Below are 17584 nucleotides of genomic sequence, written 5' to 3' on the forward strand. Positions count from 1 at the left end.
GCTCAACTCCTTCGTATATACTCTTTCATTTCTTCAATGCTTATTGGAACAATTTTTGCCTGCCCAATAGCTGCCAGTAAGATAATCTTGATTGAGCTTCCTCTGGTCTTTTTGTCATGTGTCAAGGCTTGATAGAGACGGTCTTCATCCCAGTCATCATAAGCAACCGGCAGACCGAATTTTTTCAGCATATTGATTAGCTGTATTGTCGTACCATGGGGTGTTTCACCTTTTTCTTCTGCAATCTGATTTATTTGAACCATTCCAATTGCTACAGCCTCACCATGGCTGACTACGCCATAACCTGCTGTGTTCTCAATCGCATGCCCAATCGTATGTCCAAAATTAAGAATCAGCCGAATCCCATTATCCAGTTCATCTTCTTCAACAACTTTCCTCTTCACCTCAAGACAGGAAATAATAATTTCCGGTGCCTGCTTCAGCAGATCTTGTTCATCCTCTAGCTGCTCCAGCAGCTGCCACAATTTCTTATCTGCAATGGCTGCTGATTTAACAATTTCAGCGATTCCTTCCCGCAGTCTTCTCGGCTCCAAAGTCTCTAAAGTCAACGGATCAATCAGCACACCATCTGGCTGCCAGAATGCACCAACAATATTTTTGGCATTTTTTGTATTTACGCCTGTTTTTCCGCCGATGCTGCTGTCTACCTGAGCAAGCAAGGTTGTTGGGACTTGTAAAAAGTGAATCCCCCTCATATAAGTTGCTGCCACAAATCCTGCTAAATCACCAATAACACCGCCGCCCAGTGCTAATAACCCATCACTACGGGTAAACTGATTTTGTGCGAGATGTTCAAAAATATTCTCTGCATTGGCTAGAGATTTACTTGTTTCACCTGCCGGAACTACGAACTTACTTACTTCGAATCCCTGCTCCAAAAGCTGCTTTATCACGGATTCACTGTACAGCTTATCCACCGTTGAATCAGTGATAACAGCTACTTTTTGCAGTTTCCACAGTTGGCTAGCCCATTTCCCCACTTGGGAAAGACTTCCTTTTTCAATAATAATCTGATATTCATGGTCTGGTAAACGAACTGTCAGCATTTATTCAACCTCTTTTCTTAAAAAGATACTATCCATATTTGGCTGAATCGACTCTATCTGCCCAGTGGGCTTATAACCCAGGCTGAGGTAGAAATGTACCAGCTTCTCTTCCTGTTTTATCGTATCAAGCAGCCAAACCTTGACCGATGTTAGCTCCTGTTCAATTAGAAACATGCTTTGCTTACCAATTCCCTGATTTTGAAATTCTGGTAAAATCCCTATGGGTCCGATTTTGACCTTCTTGCCTTGGCGAACTATCCGCATGCTTCCGATAATCTTATTATCTAAGAGAATAAAATACAACTTATTGGATGGATCACAAGCTATGTCCTGTAGTCGCTCCATTGTTACATTAGCTGGATTCGTCTCTTGGTCTCCATATTTGCTCAGCAATTCCTGAAAAGCGCTATTGAATAGCTGCTGAACACTTTCCAACTCATCATAGTGGACACTTCTTAAAGATACCCCATGTCATTTACCTTCTAATGCCTTGATTTCTTTCATTGCTTTTTCCATTACTTGAACTTCCCGCATCATTTTCAGGTATGTTTTTTCATTTAATGACTGCGGTCCGTCTGACCAAGCATTTGCAGGATCCGGATGGATTTCTACAATCATGCCGTCTGCGCCTGCAGCTACTCCAGCACGAGCCATTGGGGGAACTAAATCCCAGATTCCTGTTCCGTGACTTGGGTCAACAATGATTGGAAAATGGCTCAGCTTTTTAATCAGCGGAACTGCACTTAAATCGAAGGTATTCCGTGTAGCTGTTTCGTAGGTCCGAATTCCCCGTTCAATAAAGATAACGTTGTTGTTGTTTTGAACAGCAATGTATTCGGCTGCATTAAGCCATTCATCAATCGTTCCGGAAATTCCCCGCTTCAACCCAATTGGTTTTCCTGTTTTACCAACTGAGGCCAGCAATTTAAAGTTCTGCATGTTTCTAGCACCAATTTGAAGAATATCGCTGTATTCTGCCACCATATCGATGTGTCCTTCATCCATAACTTCAGTGATAACCTTCATGCCGAATTCATCAGCAGCCTGACGAATAAATTTCAACCCTTCTTCTTCCAACCCTTGGAAGGCGTATGGAGAAGTCCGCGGCTTAAATGCTCCTCCTCGAAGAATCGTTGCGCCCCCTTCTTTTGCTATACGAGCACATTCTCTGATTTGATCAAGACCTTCAATAGAACAAGGACCTGCCATTGTAACAAAATTACCGTCTCCAATTTTAACACCATCAACATCAACGACTGTATCTTGCGGATGAAATTCTCTTGATGTTAATTTGTAGGTATTTGAAATACGAACTGTATTTTCTACCCCTTCGTAGCTATTGAAAGCAACGTCCTGCATTTTTCTTGTATCCCCCAGCAGGCCAATCACAACATGATCCTTCCCCTGGTTTATTTGTACATCCAAGCCTTCTTTTTTCACTCGTTTAATCACTGAATCCACTTGTTCCTTCGTTGCGCTTGCTTTCATAATAACGATCATAATAATTTCCCCCTGAGTAGTTTATTCTTAACTATTTTCTATAATTGGTTTTACTTTGTTAATTGGCATTTCTTTACCTGTCCAGAGCTCAAAAGCTGCAGCTCCTTGATATAGCAGCATACCTAAGCCGTTTGCTGTTTTGGCGCCTCGAGCTTTTGCTTCTCTTAAAAAGCGGGTTTCTCTTGGTGTATAAATAACATCAAAAACTGCTAAATCCGGACGAATAATAGAGAAATCCTGAATGGGTGTTGCCTCTACATCCGGTTTCATGCCAACTCCAGTTGCATTTATTAGGAGTTGGCTGTTCTTTACATCCTCTGACAAAAGTTCTTCGTCTCCCAAGTCATGTAAGGTGATGCTGCATTGAGTGTTGGCTGCGACGTAAGCCAGCTTTTCCTTTACCCGTTCATAAAACTCATCTTTGCGGTTATAGACTGCAATTTCTTTTACACCATCTAACGCCGCCTGAACGATAATCGCAGTTGCTGCGCCACCTGCACCAATAATGGTCATTTTCCCATTGATAATTTCCACGCCCTGATCCTTTAGGCTTCGCATAAAACCCGTACCGTCCGTAATATGACCAGTCAAATGACCATTCTGATTAACGATTGTATTGATTGCTCCTACTAATTTTGCTGCTTCGCTTAAATCATCCATTAGCGGAACAGCCGCCATTTTGTTTGGCATGGATAAATTGGCTCCCAGCATTTCCAGATTACGGATAGACTCAATTGCCTGCGGCAGTCGATCTGTTCCCAGTTCAAATGCCAGATACACTGCGTCAATCCCGAGTTCTTCAAACGCAGCATTTTGGATCATTGGAGACACACTGTGACGAATTGGCTCTGCAAACAATCCAACCAACCGAGTGTGACCTGTAATCTTCTTTTCCATTCTTCAACCTCCATCATTTTGTAAAATAAAAACAAGGTATTCGCAGTAAATTAAAACAATCTACAGCGAATACCTTGAAAAAAGATAAAATAAAAAGCCACTATAGATTTTCATCTATGCGGCTTGAAAGTCATGTTGAAATCCCTTAGCCATCATAGATACAAACTTGCGTTATGCACTGTTTGCACCCATGAATCTCATGAATACAAACTCATCTAAAATAGCTAAAGTAATACTTATTCAGTTGTGAATGTTTCTGATTTGTCTTGTTCATGTCAATCACTCCACTACTGTTTTTAAGATTGACATAAGTATATACGTCTCAAAAAAGCTTGTCAACACTTTTATCAGAAATAGTAAAAATAATTTCAGAAAATTAAAGAAAATAACAGTATCTATTGATAACTGACCATCGTTTTTTGTAAGTTATTTGTCGTTCTCAAGATCCCCTTCTCTCGATTGTTCCTCACTAGCTGGTTGATTCAGTTGTTCAGAATCGACTTGCTTGAAAACAGCTCTAAAAATAACAGCCAGAGTTAATACTAGCAGCAATAGAAAAACGAGTATGGTCAGCATATTTCCTAACTGATAGTCTGAAATCACTTGTTTTAGTCCGCCTAAGTTTGAGATATCCCCAAGTATTTTCTTCAGTGCTGCTCTAGACAAAAACATGGCGGCAAGACCTGCCGCTGCCATAACATAGAATGCCTCAGCAACAAAGGTCAAACTAATGACTGACGTCTGCTCGCCAAGCATCCTCTCGATGTAGAACGCCTCTTTTTCAATAAGTGCAATTTGTCTATAAAGATTCTTTGTATAGAAAAGTCCTGCTAGAAAAAAAGCATTGGATAAAATAATCGTCCCGATTCTAAAGCTTTTCAACAGCATCAGCAAAGGCTGAGCTGCTTGAGCGGTGTAAATATCCTGACTTTTTTCTATAAGCTCTGTTTCCCAATGAATCCAAAAGGTGAAGAAGTTGCTCCAATAGATAGAAAAAAATAAGAGAAAATATAACATCCCAACTAAACAGAAAGAGAAAAAATAACCTTTTCTTCTCATCAGTGCGTTTAAGCTTCTAATTAACAGATATCCGGCTTTTTGTAGATGTTTAGTAAACGTCATAAGATCCCTCCATAACTACTAAGTATATGGGTTGCTTGTAACAGTTAAATGTAAAAAATATAACGATATGCTGACAGATTATTACGATAGTGTTGTCCCTTTGAATGAAAAAGCTTGAAAACCCTCCGCACTTGTCAAATTGACGAATGCAGAGGGTTTTCAGATGAATGTATCCAGCTCCGTGATAATCGATTTAAAGCCGCAAGCATAGCTGTTAGGTACTTGAGGGAGTGCCCTCATACTATTAGAAAAGCTTGAAACAAAATCAGAACTCCTCTGATTTTCATTTCAAGCTTTGTGATTTCATTCAGTTTTTGTTCAACTAAGGTAGAACTGAATACTTAGTTTAAAATTCTGAAGCGTATACATCATCAACTGTTTGTGTAGGATCAATAACAATGTATAAGCTGTTTGTTTTTTCACTGACTTTTGTTGACTGATATTGATTATCCAAACCTTCATCAGATTTGTCTTTATATGGGAAGTACACTAAATCTGGCGTACCGCTTTTGTATAGTATTTCCATTCGTTCAATATCTTCATATTTCAATGCACGGGCAAACATGCCTGATTCCAGACCGCCCATATTGATATCATGTGTTTGTACATGATCTCCCTCTTGAAAAATTTCAATTTTAAAGCCGGCACATGGATGAATCTCTACAAATTCACTACCGTTAATGCGTCCAAAGCTTGTTGTAATTTGTTTAATCCACAAATCACCGATATAACGGCGTCCGATTGTCCAAGTTTCGCCATTTCTGAAATAAAATTTTAACCCAGTCATTTCTCTTGCCATAATATTTTCTCCTTATAATAAATTCTTAACACCATATTTAGTTTAGCATATTTATGCAAAAGTGACTAAACATCTGCTTATCCAAGTCTACTCAAAAATAATTCTGTTAAAACAACCGCACGCTCATGCCTGCCTTTACCTACAAGCACGCCATTATCATACACTTCAAAGGAGTAGCCCCTTCTTCTTTTTTCCTGAAAATCACAAATCACTTCAACAGATAGCTCGGCTCCAATTTTTGAAGCCTTCAGATGATCGATTTCTATTCTAGTGCCTACACTCGTTTCTTCATCTGTCAGCTCGATTTTTAAATAGTCTTTTGCCGTATTCTCTACCATAGCTACCATAACGGGCGTTGCCAATACATCTAAATCACCAGAACCCGCTTTTTTTGCAGTATCTTGTTCACTAACAATAAATTTCTTAGCGTACTTGCTCACTATTTTCCCTCCTTGTTCAGCTGATTTTTGGCATACACTAGCAAAGCTTCTTGCTCATTGACTAGTTCACCAGTTACGACCTTTTTCTCTAATTCATCAATCAGTTGGCCCAGCCATTTTCCTGGCTTCTGATTTATAACCGTCAATAAATCATTTCCAGTAACCGCTAGTTCTTTCCGGCTCTTAATCGGCAGTTGTTCATACTTATTTGCTGTTTCTTTTAGCTTAACCTCTTGATTATAATAAAACAACAGTTCTTCAACAGATAATACCAGGTCCAAGCCCAATCGAAATAAGTCTGTTGCCAGCCATTCTCCCTGAAGCCGCTGTGTCAGACCATAGGAAAGCTCTGTTACGTCATGAATCATTTGATTGGACAGCTTCCACTCTTTCAAGAAGGGACAAATCTCTTCTGGCTGAATGACTAGCTCTTTCACGAGAAGAGTCCAAGCTTGCCGTTCTTCCTCAATTTGGCGATTCGGCAATTCTGAAAAGCAAAATAATTCCCGTCCTTTTCCTTCCAATCCAGGGCAGCTTTGATAGCAGCCTGTTTCAATGAATGGGGACAAACCTTTTAGCCGATCCTTTCCAAGAAGCAGTTTTGAAAATTCAACTGCAATCCGTTCAACTGATATTTTTGAAAGCAGCGAATGATAGGTGTAAATCGCATTCAAGGTTTCCTGTTCAATAGCAAAATCAAGCTGACTGGCGAAACGCACGGCTCGCATCATTCGCAACGCGTCTTCATGAAAACGCTCCTTTGCATTTCCCACGGCTCGAATCATACCGTCTGCCAAGTCCGTCAAACCATTAAATAAGTCGATAATTTGACCATTTTTTTCCATAGCTAGCGCATTGATTGTGAAATCTCGACGCTTTAAATCTTCTTCTAAGGATCGGACAAAAGTCACACTATCGGGTCTACGATAATCCTGATAGGTGGATTCTGTTCGAAAGGTAGTGATTTCGTAGCTCTCTTCACCATGTAGAACAAGCACTGTCCCATGTTCAATGCCCACATCAACCGTCCGCTTAAATATTTGCTTTATTTCCTCTGGATAGGCACTAGTAGCAATATCTACATCATGACTGGTTTTTCCTAAAAGGGTGTCGCGGACACTCCCTCCGACAAAATAAGCTTCAAAATCATGCTGTTGAATTTCATCAATTACACTGGCAGCTTTGATGAATTCTTCCGGCAGCTCCTCTAATTTCATAGCAGATTTTCCAATCCGTACACTAACTCTTTAAGCCCTACAACTTTTTGACAGCCCAACGCTACACCAGTCATAAATGAGCTGCGGTCATACGAGTCGTGGCGAATCAGCAACCCTTCTCCAGTTCCGCCAAATTGAACCTGCTGATGAGCAATCAGTCCCGGAAGACGAACGCTGTGAATCTTCATTCCTTCAAAATCAGCACCTCTAGCTCCTGGGATCAGTTCTTGCTCTTCAGGATGTCCCTGCTGTTTTGTCTTGCGGGTTTCAGCCATCATTTCAGCTGTTTTGATGGCTGTGCCGCTTGGCGCATCCAGTTTGTTGTCATGATGAAGCTCAATAATCTCCACATCAGGAAAATAGGCGGCAGCTTTTTGGGCAAACTGCATCATCAAAACAGCTCCGACCGCAAAATTAGGCGCAATCAAGCCACCAGTTTTCTTTGCAACAGAAAGAAGCTTCAGTTCATTGATTTGTTCCTCAGTGAATCCTGTTGTACCAACAACGGGAGCAATTTGATTGTCTAAAGCAAAATACGTATTCTCATAAGCAACTGTTGGTATAGTAAAATCAATCCAAACATCTGGTTTGGTTTGAAGAACGTCTTCTTTCGTTTTGAAAACTGGTACATCTGTTCCGTTATATTCCGGCAGTTCATTTATGTTTTTTTCCTCAGAAAAAGGATCTACTACGCTGACTAACGCAAGTTCAGGATGGTCAAGAACCATTTTTACGGCAGTACTACCCATTTTTCCTTTAAATCCGGCGATTGTTACTTTAATCATGTGTTTTTCCATCCTTTCTTTCAAAGCGGTATTTATCTCTTTGGTTAAACTTTTCCATATTTCTATTAAACACTTCTGTTAAGTCAATATCAAGAGAATTAGCCATAATCATTGTGACAAAGAGAACATCTCCCAGCTCTTCTTCTACTGTTTTTGGCTGTTCATCTATCTTTTTAGGCTTTTCTCCGTAATAATGATTGATTTCACGTGCCAGCTCCCCAACTTCTTCTGTCAAACGGGCGAGTTGGCTCAATGGAGAAAAATAGCCTGTTTTAAACTGCTGGATATAGCTATCCACTTCCTGCTGCATTTGTTCCAGCGTTTTTTCATTTTGCATCATATCGTCTCCAACCTTCTTTCTTTCTCATCTTATCAAAAACTCCTGATATTGAAAAGATTCTTCTTGTCGTTTTTGTTTTAGAATGATAAAGTGATGAAGGAAAAGGATGTGAGTAAATGGAAGAAAAAAATTTTTATGTAAAAGACATCGCAGTCATTCTACTTGGTACTGCTCTTTATGCGTTTGGTTTGGTTAATATTAATATTGCAAATAATCTTGCAGAAGGCGGCGTAACTGGGATTACCCTCATTCTACTTGCTTTATTCAAAATAGATCCTGCCTATTCTACTCTGATAATCAATATCCCTTTAATTCTAATAGGCGGTAAAATTCTTGGGAAACGTACCTTTTATTATACAATTATCGGAACACTATCCCTATCTGCTTTCTTATGGATCTGGCAAAGATTCCCAGTTGAAATTAATTTGGATCACGATCTCCTGATCGCCTCTCTTCTTGCCGGCTTAGCTGGTGGTGTCGGCAGCGGACTTATTTACCGCGTAGGTGGAACGACCGGCGGCAGCGATGTAATTGCCCGTATTCTTGAAAAGAAAAACGGGGTTAGCATGGGACGCTCTCTGTTGCTCTTTGATGTCTTAGTTTTAACGCTTTCCTTGTCCTATTTGGATGTTAAACGCATGATGTATACGTTAATTGTTTCATTTGTGTTCAGTAAAATTGTTGACTCAGTCTTGGATGGTGCTTATTCTGCAAAAGGCATGCTGGTGATTTCCAATCATTCAGAAGATATTGGCGAAGTAGTCATGATGCTTTTAGAAAGAGGCGTTACTTATTTATCTGGCGAGGGCGGCTATTCTCAGATAGATAAAAAGATTTTATATGTAGTCGTTAGTCCCAGTGAAATTATTGAGGTAAAACGTATAGTCCATGAGTTGGACCCGAAAGCCTTCATCTCCGTCATTAATGTGCATGAAGCAATCGGCGAAGGCTTTACTTATGCGAAACCAACAAAAAAACTCTTTAAAAAGAAAGTAACAAACTAGCAAGTAAATCAATAATAAAGCATCCCCTGACAAGCTGTTTATCCGTTTGTCAGGGGATGCTTTTTATTTTTGCGTTTTCGGTCCATTTAGCTGTGTTCTCATGCGATTAAACTCATCAGATAATTCTAAAAACGCCTCATAGTTGCCATCTTCCAGAGCCTGATCAATTTGAGTGCGCAGCAGTTCTAAACGTGCCTGCTGCTCTTCCCGTTCAAAATAATGATCAATTTTTTGTACAGTCTCTTCACTAATATTCTCTTTCCATGGAGAAAATGGGTTGTCCTCCAAAATAGAAAGATAATCTGAATTTTGAAAGGCGCTGTCAAAGACGCATTCTAAATAAAGAGGATTTTTCCAGTTCATACGAATTTCGTGGAAAATCTGATCTGTATCTGTAAACGACTTGCCCTTTAAAAATAGTGTGATGGGCTCCTGTTCCATTTCTGCTGCAGTAATTCGAATTCCTCGATCTGCTTTATGTGCATACTCTACAAAGGTAACATTATTTAAAATCGTTTCATGGTTCACCAGATAATTTAATATCCAGATAATCTCTCTTTTACTAAAGGAAACATTGTTAATCAGCCAAACGAGAAAACTCTTTTTTTCAGCTACGTTGATATTCATTAATAAACCACCTAGCTTTCCTCTAAATCGTCAAGCAGAGAAGCCACCTCATTATCTCCAGGCTCATGAGCCAAATAATGCTGGAGCAGCTCTTTGGCCTGCGTCAATTGTCCTTCTTCTCTTAAAAAAATACCGTATTCTTTTAAAAACTCAGGTTCATGTGCCAGGTCCTGATAGGCCTGTTGATAATGGACATTTGCCTGACTAAACTCTTCTAGTTCATTATACGCATTAGCAAGGTTCCATTCTGCATAGGGATGTCCCTTTTCGTCCATTTGCTCTAATACAGCGATGACTTCTTCAAAACGCTCTTCTGTGCGGTAGAGGTTGCTCAGCGTCAACAATGATTCATCTGTTTTCTCGCCTAGCTCGATTGCTGCTTTCAACAATCGTTCTGCTTCTGCTACATCATGAAGCCGATAAGCATTTTCAGAGGCAAGCTGATAAAGCTCCACTTGAAAAGGATTTTCTTTTATTCCCTCTGCTAGAACTTCTTGAGCTTCCTCAAGTAATTCCTCTTCTTGTAAAGCTTCTCCCAGATATAGATAGACTGATGAATAATTTGGATTCAAAGCCCGCAGCTGCTGGAATAAAATGATTGCTTTTTGATTTTCATGCATTTGGACATAAGTAAAGCCTAATTGAAACAATCGGTCATCAGACTGTCCTTCTTTTAAGCTGTTTTCCAAAAATGGTACTGCTTCTTCAAACTGTCCCAGCATGCTGTAGCTCGTTCCTAAGCGTTCATTGATTGAGACACCGGAAATATCTACTTCTCCTGCAGCAGACAACTCCGTATACTCTTCAATTGCTTCAGCAAACTGGCCTGTTACAAAATACAGTTCACCCAAAGCAAAACGAATCAGCAGTTCATCAGGAAGCAGCTGTTGAGCCTCCTTCAACTTTGTCTCACTTACCTCTGGGATTCCCATTACTTGATACATATCTGCTTGTACCAGCAAGCTTTGCGGATAATTGGGACTTTCAGTACTTATTTTGCCTAAAAGCTCCAGCGCTCCATCAAAATCATCATTTTCAATCGCAATTTCGGCTAGCGGTAAATTTAAACCATCTGCATCCGGATGTTTTTCCAATAACTGTTCAAATATCTGCTTCGCTTCTTCTAAAAATCCTAATGAAAGAAGTTCTTCGCCGAGCTCGCTAAGTGTATCTTCATCATCTTTTCTCAATGCTTCTTCAAACATCAGCTGTGCCTCTGCCAGCTCTTCTCCATGAAGTGCCTGAAGCATTTTTTCACTATATGACATTTCTTCACAATCCTTTTTTTATATTTTCAACGATACGCTTATACTCTTCCAGTGCTTCAAGTAGCTCTTCCGGTTCAACACGTTCTCTCACACCGGCTTTTCCGATATCGGTTAGAATCATAATCTCTCCCAGCTCATCCATACAATTCAAGATTTCCTGAACATAGTCACTGATGAATATCTGTTCTGGGAACTCAAGCGGATAGCCTAAGCGAGTCAACCAAATCAGAAAATTTTTATAATGAAATGAAAATTCTTTTTTTTGCTGGGATAATAATAGCTGTAACAATGTCCCTAATAATGATTTCATGTAGCCAGATAGCAAATGTCCGCCATCTACCGTATAAAATGCTCGTTCAAACAGCAGCCCAAAGCTCTGCAGCTCTGTTCCTTTGTCTCTATTGAATTGGAGCAACGCCTCCAGTAACCCAGTAAACGATTGCTGTTTCAACCGCTGCTGATCACTAAAATTCTTATACAGCTCTCTTAGAAATTCATGGCTGCACACTAAACCGCAACGAATAAAAATCATGAAATCAACGAGTTGGCTATCTCCTTCCCGCCGAATCATTGTCTGATCATAAATTATCTGTTTTGCCAAGGCGGGTACTGACAACATTTCTTTGTGTCCCATAACTACTGTCCCATTTCCAGACAAAGAAGCACTCAGCGATTGAATTGACAAAGGTAAATGCCATATCTCTGTACTAAGCAGAGTCGTCTGGGCAGCGAAGCCGGAAAGCTCCATGACCCCTTCATTTCCCAAACCAATCAACAAGTATTCCTTTGATGCGGAAAAAGGCTTCAGAAAGGTCAATAAGGCTTCAAGTTCAGTGAAGTTATTACAGTGTACATCATTTTTACAAATGTACCAATCCAAATCCTCTGGATTGTTGAATAGCTTAATCAGCTTATCTGAAAACAAATCATAATATTTTTGATTTGTCATCAACAAGATATGCTTATTAGCAAAAGATTTATTTTTCACCAGTGAAGCAGTCGTCTCCCCATAAATAACAAGACTTTCCTGTTTGTTTTTCTGATAGACAAGTTCCATAGGACACCTCCTTGCTTCATTTTACCATGTTTTTATAACTGAATATAACGATAAGGTTTTTACGAGTTGCAGAGAACTGTTTCTTTAGATTTTACCATAAAAGTAAGATGCTATGTTCTTATGACTGCTCTTTACCAGCAACTACTATGGGATTTTAACAGCTTTTAGCTGTAAGCAGCAAAAAAACGAACTACTTTCATTTGAAAGTAGTTCGTTTTGCTTTTATCTATCATTTTCTTTAAAGTAATTAAGGATTAATTATTTGGTGTAATCTCAATCAGATACTTACCGCTGGTATATAAATCGCTGCTTGAGTTCAAAAAGTACTTTTGTCCTTCAATAAGCTCAACTTCAATTTTTTCTTCAATATAACCACTTGAATTATCATAGCCCCAAATAAGCTGGTCTCCAAGAATTTCACCTTCTATATTCGCTACGTAAATATTGCATACTTTGATATTTCTATCTCTTGATTCAAAACTAATTGTATAAGCTCCTGTTCTTGTTGCAGTGAAGCTGAAGTCATCCATCTCATGGCCATAATAAAACTCGCCGGCAATACTGCTGTTATCGGTAATTTCAAATTCATTACCATCTCTTGCTCGACCGTAGTCGTCAACACTAACTATCTTGCGCATGTATTTTCCATTCGTTGTTGCTGTCACAAATGTTTTTCCGTATTTTTTAGCTATTGCTCGATTTCCATCTATTGAAATAACGTCAGGGTTTTCACTTGTCCAGTTGCCTTCTTCAATATAAGTTGATTGACCAATTTCAAGAACCATCTCATAATAACTAGCAGAATAGTATGAATTTTCTTTTAAAGAAATATCAAATGAATAGCGTCCGCTAGAATATAAATCACTAGAAAGATTTAATGTGTAGTTCATTCCTGCAAGTAAATCAACTTCAATATAGCCTTCATTTGTTGTATAGTCATCTTCAAAAGGAACAATTAGTGATAGTGATTCAGAGGTTTCGCCATCTTCACTATAAAGACTGGCATTGTAATTTTTCAAATTTTTGTCTCTTGTCGTAAAGAAAAGAACATAAGTACCTGTTTGTTGTGCTGTAAAGGTAAAGTCATCCTGATCATGTCCATGATAAAACTCACCTTCAACCATGCTGTTATCTGTAATATCAAAAGCTTCTCCATCACGACTGCGCCCATAGTCATCCACCTCGGCAATCGAACGGCTGTATTTACCATCCGTCACAGCATCAATAAATGTTTGGCCATATTTATGTGCAACAAAACGATTGTTATTAGTTAAACTTATCACTTCAGGATTTAAGCTTTCAAAGACTCCACTGCTATAACTTGGGAGGTTTTCAGTAAAAGTAATCTGACGGTTAATTGTTTCTGCAGATACCTGGCTTCCTCCCAACACCGTCATAGATAGTCCGATACCCAACATGAACATTTTTGTTTTTTTCATTTCCAATCTCCTTTTTACAAAATAATGAGTTTCTATTTTACTCATTATTCTACTTATTTTTTAGGCAAGAATAAATCTAATCATAATATTCTTATAATCAAATTGTTCTTCCTTAGTTATAGTATACATAAAGATAAAATAATATTAAAGTTTTTTTTATTCTTTTATCATAAATTTATTTTACTATTTTGATATATTTTTAGAAATAATATTTTTTTACTTTTCAGTTTCTTCTAATGGTAGCTATAAAAATTTTCCCAATTAATTTAGCATTCTGCTATTAATATCTTGGCATTGTTCCTGTATACTTAATATATAAATTCTACTAAACAAAAAAGGCGCTTTTTCATTTGTTCTATCTGCAGGTTTGAAGTCACCCATTGGATAAATAGAAAGTTTCCACTGTTCTATAGCAGCTATTCATCTCTGGGTATGTCTCTTATTCTGCTGAAGGCAGGCTGCCTATTTCATGGAATGTTTAATAGAATCTATTTAGAAATGAAACAGATTGCACTGCTCACACTTTATTTTAATCAGAGCTGTTGACTATCAAATTGTTCTTCTTCGAATTTTAGTCAATTGTTTATCTTCTGATGACAGATGAAACAACTATTGAAATATAGTAAGGAGGCTTGTACATGTCTATACTTTTTTCGCTATTGTATGCAGGATTGGGACTAGCTGCATTATATGTTGTTATCCGCCTTGCTGTTCGGGATGGCATCAATGATACCAAGCAGTGACGCGTGATAAAAAATTGTTTAGATTACAGACAAGCCAATTGCAATACTGAATCGTTTTGCCAAAAAAAATAGAAATAATTATGATGATGGAAATGAGGAAAGAAAATGAAAAAAGGGGTTTATTTGTTAGGAATAGTTGTTCTATTTGTGCTTTCAGCATGTAGCTCAGGCGTTTCAGAAAAAGATTTGATGAAAAATGATTGGAAGGTTGCCGTAGGTGATGAAACACCTAGTATGGTTCTGGCTTTTACCGAAAAAACGATGACCTTCACTCCCTATATGGATGAAGATGAGGACTATGGTGAGTTCGGCGATGAATTAATCAGCTCGATTCAAATTACTATGGATTACAAACTTAGCGGCAATACACTTCACGTAACAAACGAGGATATGGCTATTGACAATAAAATAAAGCTAACCAAAAAAGGCGACGGTTATAAATTAGTTAATACTTCAAAAGACAGCAGCAAAGAGTTTGAAACATTAAATGATGCAGTTCTTACGCCTTATGACAAGAAATCTGATGATTCATCCTCAGAAAAAGCAGCTGATTCTTCTACCGAAGAGAGCACTAAAGAGAAGACAAAGCAAACGACAGAAACATCTGAATCTTCTGAAGCTGAAAATGCGCCAGCTGATTCTGTTGCAAAAGCTACAATTGAAGATGATACAGTAAAGCTGACAATTACAAAAGTTGATTTCTTCCAAAATATGCCCTCTTATACGAAGGACAAAGGTTTGGTTGTCGTCTACTACACCATTGAAAATACCGGAACAGAAAATTTTGAACCGTTAATGAAAGTTCTTGATTATCTTTACGTAACAGAAGAAGATGATGTATCTAAGGATTCTTTAGCCTTCGGCGGTCACCTGTTCTCGTACAAATTATTTGATAAATTGGATGCTAATAGCCGCTTAAATATCAAACCAGGAGCAAAAATTGATGGTGTTGTTGATTTCGCCATCACTGGTGATGATAAGGACATTACTGTGAGCGTAGGCGATGAGCTTTTGTTCAGCGTAAGCGGAGAAAACAGCATTGCTTCTGAGACCTTTACTTCAGCAGATGTTGCGAAAGCCTTTAAGAAAAATGCGAACACTAAACCAAAATAAAACTTAATTAATAAAAAAACCATAGAACCGGATTGAATTGCCTCTACAGCTTTTGCAGGTATTAGACTTTATTATCCGTTCTATGGTTTTTTAGCGTTAACAGCTTTAGCATATTTTTAAACAAATTTTTATTCTCAGCTCTATGATCTTATTTAGTTTTTTGTTCTATCAACACGATTTGATTTATAACTTGTTATGTTTTCTTTGGAAAAAAGACAAAAATTCCTTTTAGATAGACATGTATAAAGAAAAAAACCCTTGAAAAAAATCAAGGGTTCCTCAGATCGCTCTATTTAACAGCATCTTTCAACGCTTTACCTGGTTTGAACGCAGGCACTTTGCTTGCAGCGATTTGGATCTCTTTACCAGTTTGTGGGTTGCGTCCTTTACGTGCAGCACGTTCGCGGACTTCAAAATTACCAAAACCGATTAATTGAACTTTTTCACCTTTAGCAAGTGTTTCTTGAATTGTTGAAAATACAGCATCTACTGCTGCAGTTGCGTCTTTTTTAGTTAAACCAGTTGAAGATGCAACGCTTTCGATTAATTCTGCTTTGTTTGCCATGGATTATTTCACCTCCTCCATAAGGATAGGATGTCTAAAATAGACACCAAATGTATTCCGCTTTTGAGTGGTCCAAAAACAAAATATAAATATTGAACGAATCAATATTCTGTTAACACGATATCATAGGAAGCTAGTAATAGCAAGGTTTTTGACGTTTTTTAGTGAGTTTTTTTCAAAAAGATGTGTTTTCTCTAAATATGTTTGTACAATTTCAAAAAGTATGGTAGAATGCACTATTTTCTTCTTCTAGGAATAACTCGAATCGGTGTTCCTTCAAACGTAAAGGCTTGTCTGATCTGATTTTCCAAAAAACGGGCATAAGAGAAATGCATCAGCTCTTCCTCATTTACAAAAATGACAAAGGTCGGCGGTTTTACAGCTACTTGCGTCGCGTAAAAGATTTTCAAACGTTTCCCTTTATCAGTTGGTGTTGGATTAATAGCCACAGCATCCATAATAACATCGTTTAATACAGCAGACGGAATTCTAAGACTCTGATTCATGCTGACACTTTCAATCAGCTCAGGCAGCTTATTAAGACGTTGTTTGGTTACAGCTGAAACAAAGATAATCGGCGCATAATCAAGATATTGAAACTCATCTCTGATTTCTTCTTCAAATTCACGCATTGTATTGGTTTCTTTTTTGACTGTATCCCACTTATTCACAACGATTACGATTCCTCGCCCAGCTTCATGAGCAAATCCGGCAACCTTTTTGTCCTGCTCTCGAATTCCTTCTTCGGCGTTTAGAACCATTAAAACAATATCGGAGCGTTCGATCGCACGCATCGCACGCATGACACTGTATTTTTCAGTGGTTTCATATACCTTGCCCCGCTTACGCATACCAGCTGTATCAATCATCAAGAAGCGCTGGCCATTTTCGGATTCGAAATAAGTATCAATCGCATCCCTGGTTGTTCCTTCAATTTCGGAAACAATGACCCGTTCTTCTCCTAAAATCGCATTGATTAAAGAGGATTTCCCTACATTTGGACGACCAATCAGACTGAACTTAATCAGCCCTTCTTCTTCTTCCTCAGGCTCAGTTGAAAAGTGCTTAACTGCTTCATCAAGTACATCGCCAATGCCCAGACCATGACTTCCTGATACCGGAAAGGGTTCTCCCAGTCCAAGAGAATAAAATTCATAGATTTCTGCCCGCATTTCAGGATTATCTACTTTATTAACTGCTAAAATAACTGGTTTCTTACTTCGGTAAAGAATTTTCGCAACCATTTCATCTGCATCGGTTACTCCTTCACGTCCGCTTGCTACTAAAATAATTACATCCGCTTCATCAATCGCAATCTCAGCCTGATGCTTGATTTGATCCATAAAGGGCTCGTCGCCTAAATCAATCCCTCCAGTATCAATGATGCTAAACTCACGTCCCAGCCATTCACCTTTTGCGTAAATTCGATCTCTGGTAACTCCCGGCGTATCTTCAACAATTGAAATACGTTCCCCGGCTATACGATTAAAAATTGTCGATTTTCCTACATTTGGACGACCGACAATTGCTAGTGTTGGATTTGCCATATAAAACTACCTCCTTGACAGTTTTCAATCCTGTCTAGTTTACCTTATAATTCA

Annotated in this window: 18 protein-coding genes; 2 read left to right on the plus strand and 16 right to left on the minus strand. The window is 38.5% G+C overall.

All coding sequences use genetic code 11. From position 1 onward, the window contains the following. Positions 1-2: 2 nt before the first annotated feature. From aroB to ACYSNQ_RS13865, 10 genes are all read right to left on the minus strand, one after another. Positions 3-1067, minus strand: coding sequence for a 3-dehydroquinate synthase (gene aroB / locus ACYSNQ_RS13820; protein WP_426084163.1), 1065 nt, complete (start codon positions 1065-1067; stop codon positions 3-5). Continuing rightward, the gene (locus tag ACYSNQ_RS13825) at positions 1068-1502 is read right to left on the minus strand and encodes a GNAT family N-acetyltransferase (RefSeq protein ID WP_426084164.1); all 435 of its coding nucleotides are present in this window, start codon (positions 1500-1502) and stop codon (positions 1068-1070) included. Positions 1503-1538: 36 nt separating this feature from the next. Beyond that, positions 1539-2567, minus strand: a complete 1029-nt coding sequence (aroF, locus tag ACYSNQ_RS13830) for a 3-deoxy-7-phosphoheptulonate synthase (protein WP_426084165.1) — start codon at positions 2565-2567, stop codon at positions 1539-1541. Positions 2568-2594: 27 nt separating this feature from the next. Beyond that, positions 2595-3464, minus strand: a complete 870-nt coding sequence (gene aroE / locus ACYSNQ_RS13835; RefSeq protein WP_426084166.1) for a shikimate dehydrogenase — start codon at positions 3462-3464, stop codon at positions 2595-2597. Positions 3465-3890: 426 nt separating this feature from the next. Then, on the minus strand, positions 3891-4586 hold the full coding sequence (locus ACYSNQ_RS13840; protein WP_426084167.1) for a hypothetical protein: 696 nt from the start codon (positions 4584-4586) through the stop codon (positions 3891-3893). A gap of 346 nt (positions 4587-4932) precedes the next feature. Beyond that, positions 4933-5385 (minus strand): hypothetical protein, encoded by a 453-nt coding sequence (locus tag ACYSNQ_RS13845; protein ID WP_426084168.1) that lies wholly within the window; start codon positions 5383-5385, stop codon positions 4933-4935. Positions 5386-5462: 77 nt separating this feature from the next. Then, positions 5463-5825: a thioesterase family protein gene (locus ACYSNQ_RS13850; protein ID WP_426084169.1), complete on the minus strand. Its 363-nt coding sequence runs from the start codon at positions 5823-5825 to the stop codon at positions 5463-5465. Continuing rightward, positions 5825-7042, minus strand: coding sequence for a CCA tRNA nucleotidyltransferase (locus ACYSNQ_RS13855; protein ID WP_426084170.1), 1218 nt, complete (start codon positions 7040-7042; stop codon positions 5825-5827). Before ACYSNQ_RS13855 ends, ACYSNQ_RS13850 begins: the two co-directional genes overlap by 1 nt. After that, complete coding sequence (dapB, locus tag ACYSNQ_RS13860; protein ID WP_426084171.1) at positions 7039-7827, minus strand: 4-hydroxy-tetrahydrodipicolinate reductase; 789 nt, start codon at positions 7825-7827, stop codon at positions 7039-7041. The genes ACYSNQ_RS13855 and dapB overlap by 4 nt, the downstream gene beginning before the upstream one ends. After that, entirely contained in the window at positions 7820-8164 is a 345-nt protein-coding gene (locus ACYSNQ_RS13865) for a nucleotide pyrophosphohydrolase (RefSeq protein WP_426084172.1), read from the minus strand. The genes dapB and ACYSNQ_RS13865 overlap by 8 nt, the downstream gene beginning before the upstream one ends. Positions 8165-8283: 119 nt before the next feature. On the opposite strand from ACYSNQ_RS13865, the gene ACYSNQ_RS13870 reads away from it, so the two are divergent. Further along, complete coding sequence (locus ACYSNQ_RS13870; protein ID WP_426084173.1) at positions 8284-9171, plus strand: YitT family protein; 888 nt, start codon at positions 8284-8286, stop codon at positions 9169-9171. Between the two features lie 63 nt (positions 9172-9234). On the opposite strand, the gene ACYSNQ_RS13875 is transcribed toward ACYSNQ_RS13870, so the two are convergent. The 4 genes from ACYSNQ_RS13875 to ACYSNQ_RS13890 form a co-directional block, all read right to left on the minus strand. Further along, positions 9235-9798 (minus strand): ReoY family proteolytic degradation factor, encoded by a 564-nt coding sequence (locus ACYSNQ_RS13875; protein ID WP_426084174.1) that lies wholly within the window; start codon positions 9796-9798, stop codon positions 9235-9237. Positions 9799-9809: 11 nt separating this feature from the next. Next, complete coding sequence (locus tag ACYSNQ_RS13880; RefSeq protein WP_426084175.1) at positions 9810-11066, minus strand: tetratricopeptide repeat protein; 1257 nt, start codon at positions 11064-11066, stop codon at positions 9810-9812. Positions 11067-11070: 4 nt separating this feature from the next. After that, entirely contained in the window at positions 11071-12123 is a 1053-nt protein-coding gene (locus ACYSNQ_RS13885; RefSeq protein ID WP_426084176.1) for a hypothetical protein, read from the minus strand. Positions 12124-12377: 254 nt separating this feature from the next. Then, on the minus strand, positions 12378-13562 hold the full coding sequence (locus tag ACYSNQ_RS13890) for a hypothetical protein (RefSeq protein WP_426084177.1): 1185 nt from the start codon (positions 13560-13562) through the stop codon (positions 12378-12380). Positions 13563-14410: 848 nt separating this feature from the next. Between ACYSNQ_RS13890 and ACYSNQ_RS13895 the strand changes: the two genes are divergently transcribed. After that, a complete protein-coding gene (locus ACYSNQ_RS13895) occupies positions 14411-15418 on the plus strand; it encodes a DUF5067 domain-containing protein (RefSeq protein WP_426084178.1) in 1008 nt (335 codons plus the stop codon). Positions 15419-15707: 289 nt separating this feature from the next. Here the strand turns inward: ACYSNQ_RS13895 and ACYSNQ_RS13900 are convergent, their stop codons facing one another. Together ACYSNQ_RS13900 and der are read right to left on the minus strand one after the other, a co-directional pair. Continuing rightward, on the minus strand, positions 15708-15983 hold the full coding sequence (locus ACYSNQ_RS13900) for an HU family DNA-binding protein (protein ID WP_202057569.1): 276 nt from the start codon (positions 15981-15983) through the stop codon (positions 15708-15710). A gap of 236 nt (positions 15984-16219) precedes the next feature. Beyond that, complete coding sequence (der, locus tag ACYSNQ_RS13905) at positions 16220-17530, minus strand: ribosome biogenesis GTPase Der (protein ID WP_426084179.1); 1311 nt, start codon at positions 17528-17530, stop codon at positions 16220-16222. Positions 17531-17584: the final 54 nt, after the last annotated feature.

It is taken from the genome of Enterococcus sp. LJL51 (genome assembly GCF_054871795.1).

Excerpts from the sequence above, each read along its gene's own strand:
- aroB (WP_426084163.1), bottom strand. The coding sequence starts at position 1,067 with ATGCTGACAGTTCGTTTACCAGACCATGAATATCAGATTATTATTGAA.
- aroF (WP_426084165.1), bottom strand. The coding sequence starts at position 2,567 with ATGATCGTTATTATGAAAGCAAGCGCAACGAAGGAACAAGTGGATTCA.
- aroE (WP_426084166.1), bottom strand. The coding sequence starts at position 3,464 with ATGGAAAAGAAGATTACAGGTCACACTCGGTTGGTTGGATTGTTTGCA.
- ACYSNQ_RS13840 (WP_426084167.1), bottom strand. The coding sequence starts at position 4,586 with ATGACGTTTACTAAACATCTACAAAAAGCCGGATATCTGTTAATTAGA.
- ACYSNQ_RS13845 (WP_426084168.1), bottom strand. The coding sequence starts at position 5,385 with ATGGCAAGAGAAATGACTGGGTTAAAATTTTATTTCAGAAATGGCGAA.
- ACYSNQ_RS13855 (WP_426084170.1), bottom strand. The coding sequence starts at position 7,042 with ATGAAATTAGAGGAGCTGCCGGAAGAATTCATCAAAGCTGCCAGTGTA.
- dapB (WP_426084171.1), bottom strand. The coding sequence starts at position 7,827 with ATGATTAAAGTAACAATCGCCGGATTTAAAGGAAAAATGGGTAGTACT.
- ACYSNQ_RS13865 (WP_426084172.1), bottom strand. The coding sequence starts at position 8,164 with ATGCAAAATGAAAAAACGCTGGAACAAATGCAGCAGGAAGTGGATAGC.
- ACYSNQ_RS13870 (WP_426084173.1), top strand. The coding sequence starts at position 8,284 with ATGGAAGAAAAAAATTTTTATGTAAAAGACATCGCAGTCATTCTACTT.
- ACYSNQ_RS13875 (WP_426084174.1), bottom strand. The coding sequence starts at position 9,798 with ATGAATATCAACGTAGCTGAAAAAAAGAGTTTTCTCGTTTGGCTGATT.
- ACYSNQ_RS13880 (WP_426084175.1), bottom strand. The coding sequence starts at position 11,066 with ATGTCATATAGTGAAAAAATGCTTCAGGCACTTCATGGAGAAGAGCTG.
- ACYSNQ_RS13885 (WP_426084176.1), bottom strand. The coding sequence starts at position 12,123 with ATGGAACTTGTCTATCAGAAAAACAAACAGGAAAGTCTTGTTATTTAT.
- ACYSNQ_RS13890 (WP_426084177.1), bottom strand. The coding sequence starts at position 13,562 with ATGAAAAAAACAAAAATGTTCATGTTGGGTATCGGACTATCTATGACG.
- ACYSNQ_RS13895 (WP_426084178.1), top strand. The coding sequence starts at position 14,411 with ATGAAAAAAGGGGTTTATTTGTTAGGAATAGTTGTTCTATTTGTGCTT.
- ACYSNQ_RS13900 (WP_202057569.1), bottom strand. The coding sequence starts at position 15,983 with ATGGCAAACAAAGCAGAATTAATCGAAAGCGTTGCATCTTCAACTGGT.
- der (WP_426084179.1), bottom strand. The coding sequence starts at position 17,530 with ATGGCAAATCCAACACTAGCAATTGTCGGTCGTCCAAATGTAGGAAAA.